The following is a 21,349-nucleotide window of genomic DNA, read 5'->3' on the forward strand; positions in this document are numbered from 1 at the left end:
CAGCTTTTGGTTCAACACTAGCCGCTTGTGCAACGTGATTGGCGAGCGAAGCCTTTGTGAACGTCTCTTTCACAGGTGCGCCGGCGACCAGCTTTTTCGCCGTCCCGTTTGCAGCCTTTGCCGGTGCAGGCTTGGTAGCCGGTTTGGCAGCTTTCGGAGCAGGCTTCGTTGCGGTCCTGGTTACCGTCTTCGTTGCAGTCTTTGCCATAGTCGCGGATGACTCACTTTCGAATTAGGAGGTGCTCGCCGCAGTTCATGCCGCAAGCACAGGCATTCTATGACGTCCGGTGCGCTATGTGTCAAGAAAAAGCCTTAAAACAGGCACTGAAATGCACTTCCCGCAACACAATTCCGCTGGATGAACCCCAGAGTGGGGGACATCCCCCTTGTAGACGACGGACAACGACTGACCATAGGTGAGTGCTTTCAGGGATTGCTTCGGACACTGGCGCGGTCTTATGGCTCCGCGACTCGCTTACGGCTCGATTAACAGAAATCGTTGCCGTGGAAAATCGGCGGTGGAACGGGATGAGGATCGTTCTGGTGTCGACGGCACCGCGGGTCTTGCCAGATCAGGCGCGCTTACGCACCGGCTCGACTGGCGATCACGCGGCGCGCCGCATGGCGATGTGACGGGCCGGTCGACACAAATCGCACCTTCACGCGATGCGGTTGGCTCGCGACGACCGAATGGCTGTGATGCGAATGCGTCGAGGCGTAGTGCAGCCGAGGTAAGGCTACGGGCGTTTCATCCCCGTTCACGCAGTTGCGGATCGTGGCCAGATCGGCGGAGCGGGCACCGGATGAACGTGCGCCAAGCAGCGCAATGATCACCGGACCTCTCGGCATCGTGACGTCGACCACGATGCAGCGACCCGCCTCGCGCGTGTATCCGGTTTTGGCGAGTTGAACGTCCCAATCCGTCCAGCGGACGACGGGATCCGTGTTGCGATAGAAACGCGTCCGGCTGCCAATTGTCTGTTCGTACGCTGTCAGCGTGGTAAATGAACTGATCATCGGATAGTGCGACGCTTCGATTGCCAGTTTGACAACATCGCGAGCCGTCGAGACATTGTTCGGCGAAAGTCCCGTCGGATCTTCGAAATGCGTGTCGGACATGTTTAGCCCGCGCGCCTTCAGATTCATCTGCTCGATGAACGCCGATTGGCCCCCAGGGAACGAGCGTGACAGGGCGGACGCCGCACGGTTTTCGGACGACATCAGTGCAAGGCGAAGCATCGCCTCGCGTTCGAGCGACGTACCGACGGGTATCCGGGAACCCGAGTGCTTGAGCCGGTCGATGTCGGCCTCGTCAATGGTCAGGGTATCTCCCATCCGCTGTGTCTTGTCGAGTACGACCATCGCGGTCATCAGTTTAGCCAGCGACGCGATGGGTCGGAGATCGTCAGCATTCTTCTCCAGCAAGACTTCGCCACGCGTGACGTCGTACACGATCACGCTCGGGGAGTAGAGCGGCGGGGTGTCGGCACGCGCGCATAAAGACGTGGCCGCAAGCAGTAGTGTGCAGATCACTTTCTTCATGTCACTCTCGCTTCGAAACTGCGAACCGCAATGCGGAGGCACGGGGCACTCCGTGCGCAAGATCGTCTTCCCGCAATATAAATGTAGTCGCTTGAATCAGGATCGGGTGTGGGAAGGTGAACAGAATTTTTGGGGCCGTCGGACGCGATTCTCCGAAGGCAGCAGTGATGGTCAGAAGAGGGAAGGCTGTTCAGCGGGAACGACGTCGAGCCGTATTGCTCTTTTCTGAGCTACTGCGCGGGGAGGCATTCTTCCGTGTACTCAGGTCGATATAAGGTGAGGATTTCCAGGAGTCGCGCCCGTTCCAAGCTCCAGATCCGGGCGAGTCGGGATGCCCGCGAGCAGCCTTTCTATCACCGCTTTTTGCGGCAGCCTGGAAGGCAACACGGACCGCGCTATGGAACGATGTGTCGCAGCCGGCGTTCGCCCAGCACGAGAGGGTACGTGTCAGTCAGCCTGCTGCCGCGCGAGTGGACTCCCTGCGAAAGGGTCGTCGCGCCAGTCGATCGTCTTTCGCTGGCTATCCTGCATCGGTGACGTCGAAGCCATCTCAAAATGCTCGAGTCTTTGTCCAGCGCTAATCGCCTGCTTCAGCCACTGGGGCATTTCCCCGTCGCCTGTCCAGGTATCCCCCGTCGCATTTTGATACCGGGCTGGTTTCTGCGTCATCTGATCGCCCGCTATTGCTGAAGCCAGGTCGTCCGGCTCAATGCCATATTCTTCCATCCGGTGGCGGAGATAAGCAATCATGCTGTCCCGCTTACGTTCATCCATTCGTTTTCATCCGTGAGTACCGTCCGACTATTTCTTCCACAGGATCTGCGGAAAATCTGTTGTCTGGAGCGGATCTGATCTGCTCAACTGCGCTGAGTCGGGAAGCGGCAGTCGCCGCTTTCCAGAAGATTAAAGCAGCAGTTAGCTCGAGGTCGCGGTTTCGGCGCCGGGGCTGAGGGAAGCCGGGTGCGAGCGGTCCAGCGGTAGCGGCTTTCGTAGCGCAGCGATCGTCGTCGCTCAGCCCTTGGTCCTGCCTTAACTAGAGCCGACCCAGCACCCCGATTAATCCGTTCGGCGTCTGAGCATCTTGAATTGTAGCGTGCCGCTATCGACGTGCGTCTTACTTGCTGGCATAGTTCGGCCACGACTACATACAGAAAGAGGAAAGAATGGCTACGCTCGATAACTTGCAGGCGAAAATCGCCAGATTGCAGGCCCAGGCCGAAGCGCTTGCCGCGAAGCAGTCGTCCGGCGTCATCGCGAAGATTCGTGACCTCATGGAGAAGCACGGCTTGACCGTTGCCGACATCGAGGCACATACCGGCGGCAAGAAGCGTGGTCGCAAGCCGGGCGTCAGGACGGTTCCCAAGCCGGCAGCATCGGCAAAGTACCGTCATCCGAAGACGGGTGCCACCTGGACGGGGCATGGCCGCGCGCCGGCGTGGATCGCGAGCGCGCGTGACCGGACGAAGTTTCTGATCGACGGCAGCGCTGCACAACCGGCCATTGCGGCAAAGAAACCAGCAACCGCGGGCAACTATGTGAAGGGCCCCCAGGCGCCGAAATACCGCGATCCAAAGAGTGGGGCGACATGGAGTGGCCGCGGCCCGGCACCTGCATGGTTGGCTGGCGCCAAAGACCGTTCGAAGTTTCTGATCGTCGCCACGGCAGAGGGCGCCCCGGGCTCCAAGACCGTTTTGTCCAGCAAGGCGACCGCAAAGAAAGCCACGACGAAAAAAGTGGCGGCAAACACGGTCACCACAAAGAAAGCCAAGGCAGTAACGAAGTCGACACCGGCGAGGAAGACAGCGGTCAGGAAAACTGCGGCGAAAGAATCGGCGGCGAGGAAGGCACCTGCGAAGCGGGCGCCGCAGCACCTGGTAGCGGCTGCAGCAACCAGTGATAGCGCGTCGGTGCCCGTCGTCGCCTGATTGACGCTGTCGGTGGGGTGACTGGCCATGAGCAGGACTTGTCCGTCCTGCTCGAACCGGCGCACCGTCATGCCGCCCAATGCCGGCACTCCTGACACGTTGAACCGAAAAATCTGACCCGCACAAGGCGGGTCATTTGTCAGGACGATGTGCGCGCCAGTCAGACTGGCTTGATATTGGCGGCCTGTTTGCCCTTCGGTCCCATCTTCACTTCGAAGCTGACTTTCTGGTTTTCCTGCAACGACTTGAAGCCTTCCGTCTTGATCTCGGAGAAGTGGGCGAACAGGTCCTCGCCGCCTTCGTCCGGCATGATGAAACCAAAGCCCTTCGCATCGTTAAACCATTTCACTGTACCAGTTGCCATTTTTGAACCTGTAGACGTTGAAAATCGCATTTGCGAATGCGATGCGAATGCGGTGCGGAAGCGGCCGCCCGCGACGGAAGACTTTTTACCATGGCGGGATGAGACCTGCCAATCAGCAGGTCCACGGACAGCACACGCTACGCTTTCCGGTGGCCCGAACCGGTTCAGGCTCCGGTCGTTCTGGCCAACGGCGGCTGCATTATCTGATGCTGTTGCGGATTCGTGAGTCGCCGTGGCAACCATTTCGCACGAAGGGGCCTGGCACGCTACCACCGACTCACAACAGGACCGCCTGCTGCAAAAGTTCCAGCGCTTTCAATTCGTCCAGGCGACCCGTGCGTGCCTTGCCTGCCAACGTCTTGATCAATGCTTCCGCTATCGGTGCGATACCGTGAAGATTGTCCAGGCTCGTCACGGAGGCGAACGGGAGCAGTGCCGGGCTTTGCTGCGGTATTGCGGAAGCGGGGAGCGACTCTCGGGTTGCAGGCGTGGCTGCCGCGGCCTCGCCATCACTTTCTTCAGGTGCGCGACCGGCAAGGCCGACCGGGACATCATTCACATGATCTTGCGGGCTGACGACTGTTGTCTCTTTCTCACCTGCAACGTCCGCCGAAACAGGTGGCAGGCTTTCCGGAGCGCCCATGGCGCCCACGCACGCGCGCGCCGCGACCGCCTTCACCGCGGCGAGCTTCGCTGGCGCGCTGTCGTTCGTTGCCGTTGCAAGCGGCTCCTGTAGTTGAGCCGATGCGCGAGCGCGAGAAGCAGGCGTCAGCAGACGCGACACCGACTCTGGAATTTCGGCTTCGGAGCGCGGCGTGTCCAGCCAGCCAGGTGGCAAACCAAGCCGCTCCGTGAACCGGTTTGCTTCGACACTGTCCATGCGTTTCTTGCCATATAGCCGATCGGCTATGTTGAATCCAGTCATGTCCATGACCACGCCAAGTCTTACTTTCGATCCCTTGCGCACCGTCAGAACGCGGAGATTAGCGCGTCGAATACTTTCCAGTTCGGCGCTGTCGCTGAGTGCAAGCGGTTGCTGTTGCGGCATTTGATGAGACGTCTTGTACTTCGAAGGCGAAGCTTTTAGCGGCGCACGAGGTTCAGGCCGTCCGGTCGTTTTGCTTCGATTTTTGCTGACGGCTCTGGACGACCCGTCTGTTGCTTTCCTTGGCATTTGCGCTTCCTCGGACACACTATCTTTGAGAACTGGTTGCGGATCGACGTTCAGGGCAGAAGCTGGCTTTGGCGCCTCAGACTCTGCGTCGGGTCCATCGTCCGTTTCAATGAAGTCGAGCGGTGACTTCAGGCGAGCGATGGTCTCGGCCGCGAGCGCAGGATTGGGGTGGTCAAAAAAGCCATGCGGCAACCCGAGCGTGGTCTCCATGTGAAAGGCCGTCTCGGGCGTGAACCGCTCACCCTTCAGCAGCTCGGCCACGCGCGTCATGTTCGATTCGAGCGCGATCGCGATATTTTCTGCGCCAACCGCATTAACGAGAAACTGAAACGATCGTGTTTTGAAAACAGAGGCAGTCTGGGCGGGGTCGGGGGGGAGGAGGCTTCCCATATGGCCGCCCCTGCGGGCCACGCGGAGACGTCTTCCCATGGTGAGGTTGGGGTTGACCGTCGCGCCGAGGTCCCGCATATCGCCCTCGGGCTTGACTCATAAAATACGGCTCCATGCGATGTGGATGTTCTGGATGTATCGATTATAGACCGGGCGGCTGGTCGCTTGATGCGTCGACAGCGTAACGCGTCCTCGCGCTGTCACATTTCGGCGTTAAGCTTGTTGCCCTCTATGGCCGGCCCACTGTTGCGGCTGTCACGAAACGCCCGTCAACGGAAACCTGACAACCGGTGTTTTCCTCTTTGCATCAGGAGCATCCCGTGCTGAGTGCCCATGAATTTGCAACATTGATGCTGGTCAAGGACGCCGCCGATCACATTGCCGGACGGGAAGAACTCGATACGTTGCTTGATCGCCAGCTTGTCGCACTGGAGCGACTTGCGGGCGGGGCAGTACGCCCTCGCATCACGGAGGACGGAGGGTCTCTTCTCCGTCACCTTGCCTTTATCCATTGATGAGAAAGAGCTGTCGGGCGCTTCTCGGGATTTCCCAGTGGCACGACGCGCAGGCGGCATGGACTCAGCGCAGCGCTTCCAGACGGCGTTGGCAACGTTTGTCATCTCCACCGCGTCGATAGCTCTGCATGGCCTTTGTGCGGTCCGGGACAACGCTCCTGTCTTCTGCACCCCACACGCCCTCCCAGAAAAGTCCGAGATTGTGTGCTGAGGCTTTGTGTCCCAGTTCGATGGCCTGCTCGTAGAGCGAGCGCGCACGGCTCACATCCGCCTGCATGCCCCGCCCAAGCCGTGCGCTGTCGGCCAGCGCGGCCGCGGCCAAGCCGCGCAGACGATCCTCTGCGGTTTCATCCTTCATCACGTCTTCGAGAATCGCGTTACCTCGCTCAAAGTCCGCCTCCCCTCCTGTTGGTGTGACGAGGGAAATGGCCATTGCCGTTCGCCAGGCAGGATGGCGGTTCGCGCCAATGCGCTCCAGCAACCAGCGGCCCAGATAGGGGGCATGGCTTAACGTGCTGCTGAGAAGGGCGTTTGCGATTGCGGCGAGCGACTCGGGCGACAGGAATCCGGTCTTGTTTGCCGCGATGACGTGACGGGAAAACATTTCGACATCCAGTGTCGGGTCGGCGCGGCGCAGCTGATGCCATTCGCGCTCGATCGTTCCGACCCAGCTTTCCATCTGCATGGTGAGCGTTCTCCTGGTGAGGAATGCACCTGATTCTAGCTCACCCTTTGCCGAATGCAACCCGCGTGCTTTGGCCGCCTTGGTCGCACGAAATGGGCGAACTCTGCAGGGAGCCGGGCGAGGCGCAGGCCGAGCGCGACCTGGCCGGCGAACACGTCAACGCGATGCTCGTAGATATCGGGATTAAGACGGGCAAAAAGAAAACGCCTGCGTGCTGTCGCAGGCGTTTCCGTGGCCCCGCTACCGAGTCTCATGGGGAAATATCGAGCCCCTTGCTGCTGACGGGACCGGCTGCCGCGCGGCTCACTTCCAGTATAGGGCGTGCACTGGGATTATCCACACTCGTTCTTCGCCGCTCCGCGGCGGACGGCGTGACGCAAATGAAGGGTGCAATATTTGGGGCTATTGGACCCTTCGTTTCCAGACATCGATTGACCAGTCAAGGGCTTCCGCTCACATGGCCTTATGCCGATTGCAGCGTATTCCGGACTTTAAGGGATCACATACTGCCGATGCGCCGAATGTTCGTCGTAAATTCCCCATTCTTTCAATGTAACGACTGGAGCGAGTCGTCATCCGCAGAAACTGCCGCAGCCTTGGGACCAATGATGGCAAGGATGACGGGGTCGGTAATGAAATCCGCTGCTGACGTCGCTGACAAGATGACTTCCGGCGATTGCGGACGTGCAATCGCGAAGCCTTGTACATGATCGACGCCCATCGTCTGAAGAACCTCCAGCGTCGATGCGTCCTCGACCCACTCGGCAATGCTCTGCATGCCGAGATTGCGGGCAAGTCCGATGATCGCTTCAGCGATTGCGGCATTCTCCGGGGAACCACTGATGTTCTTGATGAACTCTCCGTCAATCTTTAGCGCGTCGGCGGGCAGGTCACGCAAATAGGGAAGAGACGTGTAGCCAGCGCCAAAATCGTCGAGAGCGACTTTTGCCCCTAGGCGCTGGACACTTCCGATAAGCCGCCGAGTATTGGCAAGGTCGTGCAGGGCGACGCCTTCCGTAATTTCAATGCAGAGCAGTGGGACAATGTGTCTAAAGCGGTGGAACAGGACACCCACTTCCTTCACGAAACGTTCATCGTTAAGCGAGGCTGCGCTGACGTTGACCGAGACGAACCGCGTGCGGGACAGCCTTGATCGATTTTTATCGATCCAGGTCAACGTTGTCTCCATGACCCATTTGTCGATTGCCGATATTGTGCCGTTGGTCTCAGCGGCCATGATGGCCTTGGCGGGAGGAATCGGGGCGCCATCGGAACCACGCATCCGAAGCAGGACCTCGAAGTCGAGCGCGTCGTATGGCGTCGTCATCGACATGATGGGTTGCATCTCGAGGTACAGCCCAGAAGGCGGGCGGTCGCTACTGAACTGCTTGAGCAACTGCATATGGCGAGCGCGCTCTTCGAACATGGGCGTGTCGTTCCCATAGACGACGATGCGGCCATTCCCCTCCAATTTTGCCTGGCGGCAGGCGCTGTCGGCGGCGGAAATGACTTCTTGTGGGCTCACGCCAGCAGGAGCCTCGACCAAGCCGAGCGATGCCCGCACATTAAAAGCGCGATGATCAATTTCGTACGGGGTGTCGCCGATTGCATCGATGATGGCTTGCGAGATGACGCTAGCCTGGATGAGCGGTGTCTGCGCGAACAGAATGACGAACTCGTCACCGCCCGCACGACAAATACGGCCCCGCGAGTCGAGCCCAGTTTCTATGCGGTGGCATACCTGTCTGAGCACCGCGTCACCTATATGGTGGCCGAACAGATCGTTGATCAACTTGAAGCGATCAAGGTCAAGATAGGCGAGCACCATAGCTCGAGACACACGATTTTCGGTGTGGTTTGTCAGCTCGATATACTTGTCGAGGCCACGCCGGTTGAGGGCACCGGTCAATGGATCATGTTCTGCCAGAAATTGAAGCGTCTGTATCGCTTCCTGGCGCTCCGTCACATCTTGAAGCGAGCACTCGAGCCGTGTGCCGTCATATGCCGCGCGGAGCACGTAGTGACGGATATTACCGCTTCCCTGCTTCGAGAATGTCTGTGCCTCATCGCTTGCGGAAGAGGTGGCGCCCTCCGGCAGTGTCGCGAGGGTGCCCTTTGCGGGCGAACTGTTGACTCTGGACAGTTCCGTCTCGAGCTCGCCGGCGTCCATGGCTTTGTTGTAAATTCGCTTCCAGATATCCGGCGCGAAATAATTATCCCAATGAGCGCTGGTTACGTGATCTGCAATTTCCAGCATTGCCCCGAGCGCAGGGTTCCATTGAACTAACTCCCCGTTTGCTGAAAGCGAAAACAGACCGATAGGGGTTGCGCCATACGCACGGCTCAGCTCAGCCTGCGCTCGCAATCGTTCTGCGCGCTCTGCCCGGATCTGTTCAGCTATTGCAAGTGCCGCCATGAGGCTGGATACAAGCGCAGCCGTTACGCTATTGAGCGCAGGAATATGAGTCTTGAACGCGGCGGAAACAACCTCTGAAAGGCTCGACAGCAGAGCAGTCGCGAGGGCGAGGCTGTACCATATGGCAGTCCTGGACGGCGCGAGGCTGAGAAGGCGTGTCAGCAGAAAAATCACTGCGACCACCCCGATGCTGACCACCCCCCACATTATCGGCAGATAGGTGGGAACGGGCAGGATGATCGAGGCGAGCAGAAGAACGGGACCGAGAACCTGGATTGTGCGAAGGAGAGCACGGTACCCCACGCGCGCCAGATCGTTCCGAAACAGAGTGACGAAAAGCGTGTACGTCAGGATGTAGTACACAGGGACCGTCATCTTTCGGATCAGCGAAACCCATGGCAACGGTAGCAGGGATCCAAGCCATTGCTCGTCCCAGCCCATTGATATCGCACCAAGCCGTAGATTTCCGAATAGCCATGCCGCGAACAGGACATACACCCAGTCGCGATTGATGACCGCAGCAACGAAAACGAATGCGGCCAGTGTCGCGAGGCCTCCCTCCAGCAGACCGGCACGGCGGTGGAATGTATCGTTGATTCGCTTCAGGTCGTCGACGGGAGCCGTATAAGCTTCCAATAGTCCCGGGCCACTAAAGACCGCCCGACAGATCACATCCGTGTAATGCCCTGGCTGTATGGCGACGCCGGCGCCCGCCCTAAGCAGGTCGCCGGAGAAGATTCCATTCCGTGAAATTCTGCCGACGAGGCTGAAGGTAGAACCGCCAAAGCACTCGATCTCCCGGATGTGCTTCGACGGAAACATTACCGCCGCAGACAGCAACGAAGGACCATGGCTAAACTGTTCAGCCTCGCTCGCGGGCGGGACTTCGACGCTGAACCAGATTGGCGATTCCTGCCGGTGGGTGTCGAAACGGTTTCGTAATGGTTGATGGCGCAACGCATCTGCTGCAGTTGCGATATCGAGACGAGCTTGCGAGTCGCCTAGCACCCGCATAGGAAGAGGGGTGGCCACCTGGCTTGGGGGTATCTCCTCTGGTAAGACTGCTACCAATACGGAAATGGCTGCGATAGCAATCGGAACCAGGTAATAGGAGAATAAAAATGTAAACGCGTCGATGCCTGACCTTGAGTCATTCCCCGTATCGCGCGAATATTTCGCAAACCAGCTCATTCCTCGTGCCCGTTCATGTGCGCAGAATTCGTTTTATTTTCTATGCAGGCTGCATAGTCACGCGGAAGTCGACGGGGCGCCTTGCAAAAAACAAGGGATGCCCCGACGACCATAATTGCTGTTACCAATTATCATTCGACGCGGGGAAAGCCCGCATCAGAAGCTTCTAGCGGAAAAACGGCTCAGTGCCCGCCGTGTTGCGAGAACCCGAGTGTATATCGGCCAGGCTCGCTACACGCTGAAATTCAACCTTTGTGTCGGGCCAATTCAACGCCGACGCTGCGCTCAGGTCGATATCGGAATGATGGGTTCCGATCATGAATTCATATAGTGGGTGCCTCGCCTCGCGCCAGCGCCTTTCTGCCGTTTCTACTTCGAACGCCATGATGCGGTGTGGAATGTTCGCGGCATGGCCGAGCGGGATGAACTCGCCAGCGCCGTAGACGTCACGAAAGAGCAAAGCTGCGTACTGCCGGTCCAGGGGTGCGCGCGCCGCTATCACCATCCATTGGATACCTTCCTGCAGGCAATACAGATAGAACGCCTTGAACAGCGCCGTTTTGACCATTCGACCGGGTTCACCGGCTTCAACGGCTAGTCGTGTGGCACCGACCATGCGCCCCGCGAGCCACTCGGGAAGCTTGACAGATTGCTCCATGGCAAGACTCCGATAGCGGTTCGTCTGGATTCGCATGGTGCCTACCGGGCTGCCTGTCAACTTGGCTTCCGCGAGCAGCACGAGTCCGCCGGGCTCCCGGTCATACGACTCGGCCTCGTTCATGGTGCGCGCGAAATCCGGTACATGCCGCATGTAGGCGCTTTGTCGAACCTTCAGTGCCCGCTCGAGCGCTTCATCATCCTCCACGACCCGGATCCTGAATGGGAGGCGAGATTCGCGTTTTGAGGTTTGTGTCTTCGTGACGTGGGAAGTGTCGCCCGCGAAAGAAGGCGAAATATTGTCAGGTATCGAGACTTCGGGTTTTGCGTTCATCACTAGCTCCAGGTTGATGAGCTACCGCCGGATTGCGGTAGTCACCGGAGCTTCTCACGCTCTTTTGAGCGTCACATGCAGGTGAAAAACGTGGCGGGCAGCGGTCTTGCCGCCTGGTGCGCGCGCCTACACACTTCAGGAGCACTGCCAGTAAATGCCCGAAGAACCAAAGAACCGGGCGCGAGATCTAAGAGATCGGGTTCGGTCGCCAGTGTTCGAAAACCGGCACGTTTTCGAATGCTTGCAGGCAAGGTGCGTCATTGCAAACAGTCAGCCAGCCAAAACCGACTTTGAGGCCTGTTCAGGCAGCTCGGCCCATAGCATCGCCGCGTTGCTGTAACAGCAGTTCGCGGTGCTGCAGATTGGAACACCCTGGTTCGTCAAAAAAAGCATTTCGACGTGAGTGACCCGAAGCAGACGTCAAAACTGACTAGCCTCCATGGCAAACCGCACATGCGGAGTGAAGTGCATCAGACTGACCGGTCACGCGAGAAAATAGCATTGTGTCGTCGGCCCTGACCGGCAAGATCCGCGAACTGACAGAAAAGACCGATATCGTGCACATGCCGGCAGGAAAAAGCGTGGCCGAAAGCCCGGTTCCAAAGCCGCTGTCAGTGCAACGAAGCCGGCGAATACCGGGATCCGGGCATGGCCGTGCGCCTGCGTAGATTGCGAGCGCCAAAGACAGGACGAAGTTTCTGACCGACGGTCCTGCTGTGCAACCTGCTGCTGTGCCGAAGACGACCGCCAAGGCGGGCAATTACGTGAGAGGTCCACAGGCCGCCAAATACCGTAACCCGAAGAGCGGTGCGTCCTGGAGCGGTCGCGGTCCCGCACCGGCACGGCTGGCTGGCGCCAAAGCCCCACGTGTCGCGCAACAAAAGATCCGCGCGCCCCGAAGGCGACGTTCAGGCTTCACAGAACGCATGGGCCAGTCTCTGCGCGCTGACATCGCCGGAGAAAGCATGATTGGCGTGCAGACGGTCCAGTTGTCGGTTGACGTTCCAGTCGAGCCGCCAGTTCACGCCCAAAAATCGCCAGATCGCTGCGTAAGCAACTATTGCCAGAGGCTTACCGGGAATTCGAACGCCTCAGGCGACAGGACGTCGCTCTTCTGCCAGATGACCCGCTCGAGCGTTACCGACAGATTCCATGTTTCAGCGGCAACCGGTTCTTTCCTGGCGAATGCCTTGGGCGTGAGTACCGCAACGCAACCGCCTCCCGCCGGATCGCGCACAGATCGATACACAATCGCATCGATGTGGGCCTCGCGCGCGACCCCGGCAAACGCCTGGCAGTAGCCATGCTCGCTCCTGTTCTCGAACGCGCTCCGCTGGCGCACAAACGGCGGCTGGCGAAGATCAACTGCGCGCCCCTGAATTACCGCTTTGAACAGCGTCTGTGGCAACGTGTCGATCGATCCGAGCGACGGCGATTCAGTCAGGAAGCGCCAGCGCCAGTAGCCGAGTTCAGCGCAGGCGGTGCTTTTATCGTAGGCCGCATAAAAGACACCTGGGTCATAGGGTCGACGAAAGCGCGAGCCGTACCTGGAGGTCGGATAACGAAAGGGCGTAAACAGCAGCCAGTGGAGTCCGAGTGACGTGGCGGGAGCCGGAGGTTTCGAGGTTTCGAGCAACGCCTCCAGTTGAGCCTGTTCCGCCAGACTGTCAACGAGCGACATCGTCGCCACGCGATGTTGAGCCTCGACCGCCCGCCAGGTATCTTCAAGAAATTCTCGAACTTCAGATGCGACCTCGGTAGAGGTCCAGGTATTCGACGACATTAACAAGTCCTTGGGCGGATCGGATCAGATCGATGGGTCTCGCGTTGAGCGCTGTGTTCTCGCCCCCCAACCATGCCTGAGCTTTCTCGCCCGGTCCTACGATCGCGTCAAGTGAACGAAACAAACGCACCAGCAACAAGGCCAACTCCCATTCCTTGCCGCGCGATTCCTCAAGCTGGTATGTGCCCGCGACGAGTCGCGAGACAGAAGCCGTACTGAGCCCGAGCACGTCGGCGAGTGTCGCCTGATTTATGCTCAAAGCGGCCGCCGCTCGTACCGCCGCTTTTGAAAGGGTCGCGGCCGGCGTGGGACCGACCGTTGCATGATGGTGCGTTGTCGATGCCATGATGCGCCTCCTGTATCTGCAGAAATTTTATCGCCTTATAGTTTCCGCAGCAATACCTACGGTGCAAGCAATGTGGCACCCCTCCCGAGATCCGGCACTTGACATAAGGTTTTTTAACGAATTGGCCCCGATTTAAACGGGTTGGCCGGTTATTTGACGTCTACCCGGAAGCTACGTGAGCCAGTCCAGGCCGACCATTAAACGCTACGACTTATCAGGATTAAGGCCGGCAAAAAGAAAACGCCTGCGTGCTGTCGCAGGCGTTTCCGTGGCCCCGCTACCGAGTCTCATGGGGAAATATCGAGCCCCTTGCTGCTGATGAGACCGCGTGCCGCGCGGCTCCATTCCAGTATAGGGCGCGCATCGGGATTAGCCAGGCCCGCTCTTCGCGGTCCGCGGGGACGGCGTGACGCAATGAAGGGGGCAATAATTACGACTATTGTACCCTTCGTTTCTGGACATTGCTTGATTGGTCAACGGTTTTTCGCTCACGCAAGTAAAGTTGTGTCTAGATTGCAAGCAAAGTTGTGTCTATCCCGGCGACCTTCCATTGCATACGACGTTTTCCCCCGATTGGGAGAAGGTTGGCGTCTGATTTGCACGTCGTGATCGCTTCGCAATCGTTCTGCTGTCTATTTTGTTGCGAAATCCTTTCGAAGTGTGCATCGCGAAACAACTTTACTTGCAGGGCCAGGCCTCGATAGACACAACTTTACTTGCAATGGAAATTGCCACCGGATCCTTTATCAGTGTGCCTGAGCGGGGATTTTCACGACGCACCACGATAGGCACAACTTTGCTTTAGTGAGCGTCAGCCGCACGATTCGTTGATCCGCTATCTGGTGGACGCTGGTTACACCGTCTATACGATCTCCTGGCGAAATTTTGGAGAGGCATTCCGTGACGTCGGGCTTGATGCGTACCTGCACGACGGACTGCTTGCCGCCCTTGCGCAAGTGCGTACGCGCGACGCTCAGCCGGTACATGTAGCCTCGGAGGCACCTTGCTCGCCATCGCTGCGGCGGCGCTCTTTCGCGACGGCAGGGGCAAAGAATTGAAAACGGTGACGCTGCTTGCCGCGCAGACCGACTTTGCTGAGCCTGGCGAACTGGGGCTTTTCATCGACGCCAGCGAGCTCGCGGCGCTCGATGCGTTGATGTGGCGTCAGGGCTATCTCGACGGCTCGCAAATGTCGGCGGCATTCCAGTTGCTCAAAGCGCGAGACCTGATATGGTCGCGGATGATGAGCGAATACTTGCTCGGCCGGCGTTCGAAACCGAATTATCGGATGGCATGGAACGCCACGACGCGCTTGCCCTACCGGATGCATAGCGAGTATCTGACGTCGCTGTTTCTGAACAATGATCTCGCGGAAGGACGCTACAGCGTCGGCGGCCGGCCTGTCGCGCTATCCGACATCGAAGCGCCGATGTTCGTCGTGGGAACGGAGCGCGACCATGTCTCGCCGTGGCGATCTGTCTACCAGCTTCAGCTGCTTACGCACAACGAGCTGACGTTCTTGCTGACAGCGGGCCGACATAACGCGGGCATCGTCTCCGAGCCCGGACACGCGGGGCGGTACTACCGTTGCGCAACACGTTTGCTTGACGCCCCCTATCGAAGCAGGCACGACTTCGTCACACAGAATGACTCCGTCGAAGGCTCGTGGTGGCCCAAATGGAACGCATGGTTGCGCGAGCGTTCGGACGGCCAGGTTCGTGCAAGGGAGATCGTCGGTGGGCTGGAAAATGCGCCTGGCACGTATGTGTATGAAAGATAGCGGCGGGGTAGCCGGCGAACCGGCTGACTTTCCCGATGAGCCACTCACTCTTTGCACGAAGGACGGCCGCTCGATGATCCGATCTTGCCCAGCGCTAACATTCGAACGACTCCCACGCCTGGTGCGCGGAGAAAGCAGCGAACCGTCGGAACTGGAGCGGCTCGCCCGCAACGCCGGTCCATTGCGGGTGGCCGTCGTGCATCCTTGCGACACACCGAGCTTGCAGGCGATGGTTGCGGCGAGTGGGGCGGCGGGAGCAGGGCTCATCACGCCCGTCATCGTCGCGCCGCGTGGAAAGCTGGAAGCGCTTGCGCGCAGAATTCGTGTCGATCTCACGCCGTTTGAACTAGAAGACGTGCCGCACAGTCATGCTGCCGCATCTCGCGCAGTGGAACTCGTCGCCAGAGGCGTCGTTGATGCGCTGATGAAAGGCAGTCTTCACACTGACGAACTGATGAGCGCCGTACTCGCGCCCGCCTCACATCTGTTGACCGGTAAGCGTCTCTCGCACTGTTTCCTCATCGGAACGCCTGCGTATGAGCGTCCGTTCATTATCACGGATGCAGCCGTCAACATTGCCCCGGATCTCGATCAGAAGCGGGAGATTGTGCAGAACGCAATCGACCTCGCACATTCGCTAGTGTCCCGAGTTAGAAATTCATTGCCTTATTTGCGTTGTGTACTAACCTGGGTTGCAGGGTTCGCAAATAGGCGAGGCAACGATGAGAGGAAGACCGAAGGCGCCACTGGTCCTGAGTGGGTCAGAACGCGAACAACTCGTGGCGTTGACGATGCGACGCAAGACGGCACAGGCGCTTACCCTGAGAGCGCGTATTGTGCTGGCTTGCGCCGTGGGCATCGACAACAAGACGGTCGCTACAAGAGAACGTGTCACCTCGCATACGGTTTCGAAGTGGCGTTCGCGATTCGTCAATGACCGCGTGGACAGGTTGCTCGATGCACCGCGCCCGGGCGCACCGAGGACGATCGAGGACGCGCAGGTGGAGGCAGTCGTCGCATGCACGCTCGAATCCGTACCCACGGGCGCGACTCACTGGAGCACGCGCACAATGGCCCGCGAGATGGGGATGTCGCAGACAGCCGTGTCGCGGATCTGGCGTGCCTTCGGATTGCAGCCGCATCGGCAGGAGACCTTCAAGCTCTCCACTGATCCATTTTTCGTCGACAAGGTGCGCGATATCGTCGGGCTGTATCTGGACCCACCACTCAAGGCCATGGTGTTGTGCGTGGACGAAAAGAGCCAGATCCAGGCGCTGGACCGCACCCAGCCTATGCTGCCGCCGGCCCCGGGCATCCCTGTGCGACGCACGCACGACTATATGCGCCTATAAAGACTTTCCCTTTTTAGCAAGGTCGGTTCATTCGTTCATCTGTCCAATTCCTACGTTATCAAGGAAGTCGGCATCGAGCGGCGAGACAGACTGCGCACCTATAAACGGCCTGACTGGGGCGTTGTCGTTGCTGCGCCCGGGGCCCGGATAATAACCGCGCAGCAGGACTCCATTCACGGCTCGGTATCACGTCTTGACGTTACCTGGCGCATATGCGAGTTCGCCCACTGCCGGTCTGACCTGTCGCTATCCTTGCTGTTGCGTCCTTGACTTATGAAGCTCGCCTTTTCAGGCGCACTGCTCACTACCGCTTGACCGCTCATTGCTGGTACCACGCCCGGCTGGCATCGGGCGAGTCTGGGCATACGACGGATCGAACCGTTCGCCCTTGGCCAGAATCGCCCAGAGGATGCGAGCGTGCTTGTTGGCGACGGCCGCACACGTTCGAGACCAACCGATGCGCGCTTGCAGTTGCACAATCCAGCGCGACAGCCGGTCGGTTCGTCGATGGGCGCTCGTTACGGCCGAGCGCGCGCCTTGGAACAGCAGCGTGCGCAGATAGGTGTTGCCCCGTCTGGTGATGTGGCCCAGCCGGGTCTTGCCACCACTGCTGGCCTGGCTGGGCACGGCGCCGAGCCAGGCGGCAAATTGCCGGCCATTCTTGAACTGGCGCGCATCGCCGACGGTCGCGGTCGCGGCGGATGCGGTGAGCGGGCCGATGCCGACGACCGCCATCACGCGCTGTGCGTCACTGTCCTGTTTCACCTGCGCGGCAATCTGGGCGTCGAACCGGGCGATTTCTACGTCGACCGCTTGCCAGTGCTCCCACCCGCGCAGCAGGGCGGTGCGGGCTGTACCGTTGAGTTCGGTGGCACCGTCCTCGAGTGCATTGATAAACCTGGCGCGGAACGCGTCGATGCCATGCGGCAGGAACACGCCGAACTCGACCAGCTCACCGCGTAGCCGGTTGACTAGCGCGGTACGCTCTTCAACGAAACCGTCGTGCATCCGGTGCAGCACCAGCACGTTTTGCTGGTCCGTTGTTTTGACCGGCACGAAGCGCATATGCGGGCGGCTGGCCGCCTCGCAGATCGCCTCAGCATCCCGCGCATCATTCTTGACGTGCTTGCCGCCTTTGCGATACGGCGCGGCGAACTGTGGCGCGATCAGCCGAACCTCGTGGCCAAGCGCGCGCAGCTTGCGCGCCCAGTAGTGGGCTGCGCTGCACGCTTCCATTGCCACCAGGCACGGCGACAGATTTGCAAACCATTCGAGAAACTTGTGCCGCGGAATCGCCTTCTTGACCACGACGCGCTCCGCACTGTCGACGCCCGTGTAACTGGATGACGTTCTTGGCCAGATCCACGCCGATACGAGTAATCTTGTCCATGACTTTCCGCTTCTCAGATGGGTTGAGTGGCATCGACCATCCTGGCATACTGCTATGCCACCGGGATCGGGAAAGTCCTTTACTATTCACGACCACACTGTTCGCGGCGCTGGACATCTCCACGGGCGAAGTCATTGGCGAACTGCATCGGCGTCATCGCAGCAGTGAATTCCTGCAGTTCCTGCGCACCATCGAGGCCAACGTGCCTCCCCAACTGGACGTCCATCTGGTGATGGACAACTACGGTACGCACAAGACTCCCTCGATCAATACCTGGCCGGCTCGCCATCCGCGTTTCCATGCGCATTTCACCCCCACCTCTGCTTCGTGGATTAACCAGGTCGAACGATGGTTTGCCACGCTCAGCGAGACATACATCCGCCGTAGCACTCATCGCTCCACCCGGCAACTCGAACAGGCGATTCGCCAATACATCCAGATCAACAACACTGATCCGAGACCTTTCAACTGGACCAAATCGGCCGACGACATCCTCGCCAGCCTCAAGCGATTTTGTCTACGAATTTCTAACTCGGGACACTGATATGTATGGACCGTGTCAATTGCAAAGTGCGTGGTTCTCCGAGGGTTTGACGGAGTCAAGGGCGGGCGTGAGCGCGGCGGAGCGGACCCTTGACGCGAAGTCGATCTCCCATGCAATGCATGGGTCGTGAGGGCGACGCTTGCGCTCACGCCCCGTGCGAGACCGTCTCTCTGACGGTCGTCAACAACAGGATGCTTGGGCCAGGACCGGGCGGTTATCCGACGGTTGATCATTCTGATATGCGCGGGTTGGTTACCGCATGACAAACGAAACGTCGGGGAGCTGCCTCAATCTAGGTTCGAGGATTGTGCTGTTTCCAGTTGCCTCCTAGTCCGTTGAACCGGATGAATTGCACCGGATGCGTCGAGTTGGATCGGAATACTTCCATTTCAACGGGGCAGCCTGCTTGTTGTATTGGCGGATATAACGCATGAGCTTTTTGTTGAGATCTCTGGTGCTGGTGAATACGCCGCGCGTGATGACGTCGCGCTGGATGCGGGCAAACCAGTTCTCGACCTGGTTCAGCCATGACGAGTACGTGGGCGTAATGGATCGAGACGTTCGTATGGTCAGCCAGGAAGGTTTGAACGGCGTCGGTTTTGTGGCTGCTCACGTTGTCGCAGATCACATGAATCTCCTTTCTGGCCGGCTGTGCCGATACCACCTCGGTGAGGAACGCGACGAACTGGGCACTGGTATGGCGTGGCGCAGTCTTGCCCAGTACTTCGCCGGTGGCGACATTCAACGCGGCAAACAGGCTCACGGTACCGTTGCGTTTGTATTCGAAGCCGTGACTTTCGGCGCGCCCGGGCGAGAGCGGCAACATCCGGTCTTTGCGATCAAGCGCCTGAATGGCCGTTTTCTCATCCACGCAGAACACCGCCGCATGCAATGGCGGGTTCAGGTACAGGCCGATTACATCGGCAGCCTTGGCCCCAAAGTCGGGATCGTTGGACACCATATGGGTATCGAGACGATGCGGCCGAATATCGTGCTTGCGCCAGATACGTTGAACCGTCATGAAGGGCACGCCCAGCTGGGCGGCCAACTTGCGGCTGCTCCAGTGCGTCGAGCCGTCGGCCGGTTTGCGCCGCAGCGTGTAGTCGAGCACTCTCGCCTCAAGACGCGCCAGGTCACGGCGCGGCGCACGACCTGGGTGCCTGCCATACAGGCCTGCCAGACGCTCACTGGCGAAGCGGGTTTGCCATGTGGTGATGAAACGCGAATCGCATCGCAATTCGTTCATGATCGCCGCGCGCGAGGCCCCTTCATCGAGCAGCAGGATCAACCGCGCTCGCCTTACCTGACCAACGGACATCGTTCGGCTGCGCTGCATCGACAGCAGTTCTTCGCATTCGGCTTCACTCAGATTCATTTTGCCCATGCACCTTTAGATCGGTGCAATTTCATTGGTTCAATGGACTAGGTGTCGGCCATCCGCGCGTTGCCGTGCTGTGCGCTGTCGAGACGGTCAATCCCGGGATGCGTTCCACTGTGGACGCAGCCGCCCTGGCCAAGATGGCTGATCGCGGCCAATTGACGGGTGCATCTGTAGACGGGCCGCTCGCATTCGATAACGCAGCAAGCGGTGTCGTCGCCAGGAGTCAGCCCGCTGGACGCAAGTGAGAGCGGACGCCGATAAAGTTGCCGCTGCGACTTCTATAGTCCTTCGAGTTCAACTGTCTGTTGATATACGGGTACTTCGCACGACCACCCGAGCGTCTCCGTGATGCGCCTGCGCATCGCGTCTGCCGCTGCAGGTTCCCCGTGCGTGACAAAGGTGCGCGTGGGCGCGTCGGTCAGACTCGACAGCCATTGCAGCAGTTCGCGGTAGTCGGCATGTGCGGACATACAGATGCAGATGATGCAACACGCGGCGTCCCGTCGCCATTCCACTGCCGGCGATGATGACCATCGGGCCGTGGTATGACGCAATCGCCTTTGACTCATCCACGGTCTTAACCATGATTGCTGCCTTGTCGATTGCATTCGCTTCGGTCATGGTCAACCGATGTTCGTCAAGGTGTTTTCGGTAGACTTCCGTGACGCTCGATGCCATCGGGCTGTCCAGATAAACGGGGACTTTTGCCATGCGTCCGCTCTGCTCAGCTTCGAAACATAGTAGAGGATCTCCTGCTTACGCCCGACTGCAAAACAGGGCATCACGACCACTCCGCCTTTCGCGAAAGTTCTGCTTAACATCTGCGCGAGTACATCCTCCGGATTCGTGGCCGGGTGAAAACGGTCGCCATAAGTCGATTCGACAACGAGGTAATCCGCGTGCGCGAGCGGTGTGCGGGCATGCATGATGGGGTTTGCCGGACGGCCCACATCCCGGAGAATGCAAGCACCTCGTGGTTGCGGCAGACAACAACGCTCGCTGCACCCAGAATATGACCGGCAGGCAGCGGAAGCCGATGTCATGCTTCAGATCGACCGGGTTGTCAAAAGAGCGCGGCACAAATAGTCGCAGCGCGCGCTCGGCATCGTTGACTGTGTAGAGCGGCAGTGCGGGGTGATGTTTCGAAAATCCGTGGCGGTTCGGGAAGTCGGCTTCTTCTTCCTGCAACCGCGCGCTGTCGCGCAGCATGATCTCGCACAGTGCGGCGGTCCCTTGAGTGCAATAGACGGGGCCGTGAACGCCATTTCGGACGAGCAATGGCAGATAGCCACTGTGATCGATGTGCGCGTGAGTGAGTATCACGGCGCCGATCGAGTCGGCTGGACAGGTGGGGTGCCCAGTTACGCAGCCTCACATTCTTGACGCCCTGAAACAGCCCGCAATCGACAAGGATGCGAATCTGGGTTCTTCGAGCAGGTATTTCGAACCGGTGACGGTCTCGCTTGCACCGAGAAATGCCAGAGCTAAAGTCGAAAGTGGTGTACGGGGGATTGGGGCGAAGGATTGAAGGCGGTGGAGGATTCAGCTGAGAATCTGATTGTCGAAGTCGGAAACCAGCA

At 59.1% G+C, this 21,349-nt stretch carries 13 protein-coding genes and 7 pseudogenes; 7 read left to right on the top strand and 13 right to left on the bottom strand.

What is annotated here, in order from left to right:
* The 3 genes and pseudogenes from H3V53_RS37080 to H3V53_RS37090 form a co-directional block, all read right to left on the bottom strand.
* A pseudogene (locus H3V53_RS37080) lies at positions 1-208 on the bottom strand (HU family DNA-binding protein); the annotation flags it as partial.
* 374 nt (positions 209-582) lie between these two features.
* Positions 583-1,542 (bottom strand): D-alanyl-D-alanine carboxypeptidase family protein, encoded by a 960-nt coding sequence (locus H3V53_RS37085; RefSeq protein ID WP_336602079.1) that lies wholly within the window; start codon positions 1,540-1,542, stop codon positions 583-585.
* A 447-nt stretch (positions 1,543-1,989) separates the two neighbouring features.
* The gene (locus H3V53_RS37090) at positions 1,990-2,316 is read right to left on the bottom strand and encodes an H-NS histone family protein (protein ID WP_336602080.1); all 327 of its coding nucleotides are present in this window, start codon (positions 2,314-2,316) and stop codon (positions 1,990-1,992) included.
* 389 nt (positions 2,317-2,705) lie between these two features.
* On the opposite strand from H3V53_RS37090, the gene H3V53_RS37095 reads away from it, so the two are divergent.
* Positions 2,706-3,467 (top strand): H-NS family nucleoid-associated regulatory protein, encoded by a 762-nt coding sequence (locus H3V53_RS37095; RefSeq protein ID WP_336602081.1) that lies wholly within the window; start codon positions 2,706-2,708, stop codon positions 3,465-3,467.
* A gap of 160 nt (positions 3,468-3,627) precedes the next feature.
* On the opposite strand, the gene H3V53_RS37100 is transcribed toward H3V53_RS37095, so the two are convergent.
* Both H3V53_RS37100 and H3V53_RS37105 read right to left on the bottom strand, forming a co-directional pair.
* Positions 3,628-3,831 (bottom strand): cold-shock protein, encoded by a 204-nt coding sequence (locus H3V53_RS37100; protein ID WP_336602082.1) that lies wholly within the window; start codon positions 3,829-3,831, stop codon positions 3,628-3,630.
* A gap of 277 nt (positions 3,832-4,108) precedes the next feature.
* On the bottom strand, positions 4,109-5,395 hold the full coding sequence (locus tag H3V53_RS37105; protein WP_419539689.1) for a hypothetical protein: 1,287 nt from the start codon (positions 5,393-5,395) through the stop codon (positions 4,109-4,111).
* Positions 5,396-5,715: 320 nt separating this feature from the next.
* On the opposite strand from H3V53_RS37105, the gene H3V53_RS37110 reads away from it, so the two are divergent.
* Positions 5,716-5,910: a hypothetical protein gene (locus H3V53_RS37110; protein ID WP_336602083.1), complete on the top strand. Its 195-nt coding sequence runs from the start codon at positions 5,716-5,718 to the stop codon at positions 5,908-5,910.
* 64 nt (positions 5,911-5,974) lie between these two features.
* Here H3V53_RS37110 and H3V53_RS37115 read toward each other — a convergent pair whose 3' ends face one another.
* The 5 genes from H3V53_RS37115 to H3V53_RS37135 form a co-directional block, all read right to left on the bottom strand.
* Positions 5,975-6,595 (bottom strand): SEL1-like repeat protein, encoded by a 621-nt coding sequence (locus H3V53_RS37115; protein ID WP_336602084.1) that lies wholly within the window; start codon positions 6,593-6,595, stop codon positions 5,975-5,977.
* A 547-nt stretch (positions 6,596-7,142) separates the two neighbouring features.
* Positions 7,143-10,202 carry an EAL domain-containing protein gene (locus H3V53_RS37120; RefSeq protein WP_336602085.1) on the bottom strand — a complete coding sequence of 1,020 codons (3,060 nt, stop codon included), beginning with the start codon at positions 10,200-10,202 and terminating at the stop codon, positions 7,143-7,145.
* Positions 10,203-10,368: 166 nt separating this feature from the next.
* Complete coding sequence (locus H3V53_RS37125) at positions 10,369-11,193, bottom strand: N-acyl amino acid synthase FeeM domain-containing protein (protein ID WP_336602086.1); 825 nt, start codon at positions 11,191-11,193, stop codon at positions 10,369-10,371.
* 1,057 nt (positions 11,194-12,250) lie between these two features.
* Positions 12,251-12,976, bottom strand: coding sequence for an RES family NAD+ phosphorylase (locus H3V53_RS37130; protein ID WP_336602087.1), 726 nt, complete (start codon positions 12,974-12,976; stop codon positions 12,251-12,253).
* The gene (locus H3V53_RS37135) at positions 12,936-13,322 is read right to left on the bottom strand and encodes an MbcA/ParS/Xre antitoxin family protein (RefSeq protein WP_336602088.1); all 387 of its coding nucleotides are present in this window, start codon (positions 13,320-13,322) and stop codon (positions 12,936-12,938) included. The genes H3V53_RS37130 and H3V53_RS37135 overlap by 41 nt, the downstream gene beginning before the upstream one ends.
* Positions 13,323-14,134: 812 nt before the next feature.
* On the opposite strand from H3V53_RS37135, the pseudogene H3V53_RS37140 reads away from it, so the two are divergent.
* From H3V53_RS37140 to H3V53_RS37150, 3 genes and pseudogenes are all read left to right on the top strand, one after another.
* Positions 14,135-15,102: pseudogene (locus H3V53_RS37140) on the top strand (PHA/PHB synthase family protein); the annotation flags it as partial.
* 73 nt (positions 15,103-15,175) lie between these two features.
* Positions 15,176-16,039: a phosphate acyltransferase gene (locus H3V53_RS37145; RefSeq protein WP_419539691.1), complete on the top strand. Its 864-nt coding sequence runs from the start codon at positions 15,176-15,178 to the stop codon at positions 16,037-16,039.
* A complete protein-coding gene (locus H3V53_RS37150) occupies positions 15,954-16,454 on the top strand; it encodes an IS630 family transposase (protein ID WP_419539687.1) in 501 nt (166 codons plus the stop codon). The genes H3V53_RS37145 and H3V53_RS37150 overlap by 86 nt, the downstream gene beginning before the upstream one ends.
* Positions 16,455-16,742: 288 nt before the next feature.
* On the opposite strand, the pseudogene H3V53_RS37155 reads toward H3V53_RS37150, so the two are convergent.
* A pseudogene (locus H3V53_RS37155) lies at positions 16,743-17,844 on the bottom strand (IS110 family RNA-guided transposase).
* Positions 17,845-17,932: 88 nt separating this feature from the next.
* Here H3V53_RS37155 and H3V53_RS37160 point away from each other — a divergent pair.
* A pseudogene (locus H3V53_RS37160) lies at positions 17,933-18,388 on the top strand (IS630 family transposase); the annotation flags it as partial.
* Between the two features lie 327 nt (positions 18,389-18,715).
* On the opposite strand, the pseudogene H3V53_RS37165 reads toward H3V53_RS37160, so the two are convergent.
* Positions 18,716-19,772: pseudogene (locus H3V53_RS37165) on the bottom strand (IS630 family transposase).
* A 32-nt stretch (positions 19,773-19,804) separates the two neighbouring features.
* On the opposite strand from H3V53_RS37165, the pseudogene H3V53_RS37170 reads away from it, so the two are divergent.
* Positions 19,805-19,996 (top strand): annotated as a pseudogene (locus H3V53_RS37170) (phosphate acyltransferase); the annotation flags it as partial.
* Positions 19,997-20,047: 51 nt separating this feature from the next.
* Here the strand turns inward: H3V53_RS37170 and H3V53_RS37175 are convergent.
* A pseudogene (locus H3V53_RS37175) lies at positions 20,048-21,281 on the bottom strand (MBL fold metallo-hydrolase RNA specificity domain-containing protein).
* Positions 21,282-21,349 lie beyond the last annotated feature (68 nt).

It is taken from the genome of Paraburkholderia bengalensis (assembly GCF_037126505.1).
Lineage (GTDB): Bacteria > Pseudomonadota > Gammaproteobacteria > Burkholderiales > Burkholderiaceae > Paraburkholderia > Paraburkholderia bengalensis.

Bases quoted from the DNA above. Each gene is read 5' to 3' on its own strand.
- H3V53_RS37115 (WP_336602084.1), bottom strand. From the start codon at position 6,595: ATGCAGATGGAAAGCTGGGTCGGAACGATCGAGCGCGAATGGCATCAG.
- H3V53_RS37085 (WP_336602079.1), bottom strand. From the start codon at position 1,542: ATGAAGAAAGTGATCTGCACACTACTGCTTGCGGCCACGTCTTTATGC.
- H3V53_RS37125 (WP_336602086.1), bottom strand. From the start codon at position 11,193: ATGAACGCAAAACCCGAAGTCTCGATACCTGACAATATTTCGCCTTCT.
- H3V53_RS37100 (WP_336602082.1), bottom strand. From the start codon at position 3,831: ATGGCAACTGGTACAGTGAAATGGTTTAACGATGCGAAGGGCTTTGGT.
- H3V53_RS37090 (WP_336602080.1), bottom strand. From the start codon at position 2,316: ATGGATGAACGTAAGCGGGACAGCATGATTGCTTATCTCCGCCACCGG.
- H3V53_RS37105 (WP_419539689.1), bottom strand. From the start codon at position 5,395: ATGGGAAGCCTCCTCCCCCCCGACCCCGCCCAGACTGCCTCTGTTTTC.
- H3V53_RS37135 (WP_336602088.1), bottom strand. From the start codon at position 13,322: ATGGCATCGACAACGCACCATCATGCAACGGTCGGTCCCACGCCGGCC.
- H3V53_RS37130 (WP_336602087.1), bottom strand. From the start codon at position 12,976: ATGTCGTCGAATACCTGGACCTCTACCGAGGTCGCATCTGAAGTTCGA.
- H3V53_RS37145 (WP_419539691.1), top strand. From the start codon at position 15,176: ATGATCCGATCTTGCCCAGCGCTAACATTCGAACGACTCCCACGCCTG.
- H3V53_RS37095 (WP_336602081.1), top strand. From the start codon at position 2,706: ATGGCTACGCTCGATAACTTGCAGGCGAAAATCGCCAGATTGCAGGCC.
- H3V53_RS37120 (WP_336602085.1), bottom strand. From the start codon at position 10,202: ATGAGCTGGTTTGCGAAATATTCGCGCGATACGGGGAATGACTCAAGG.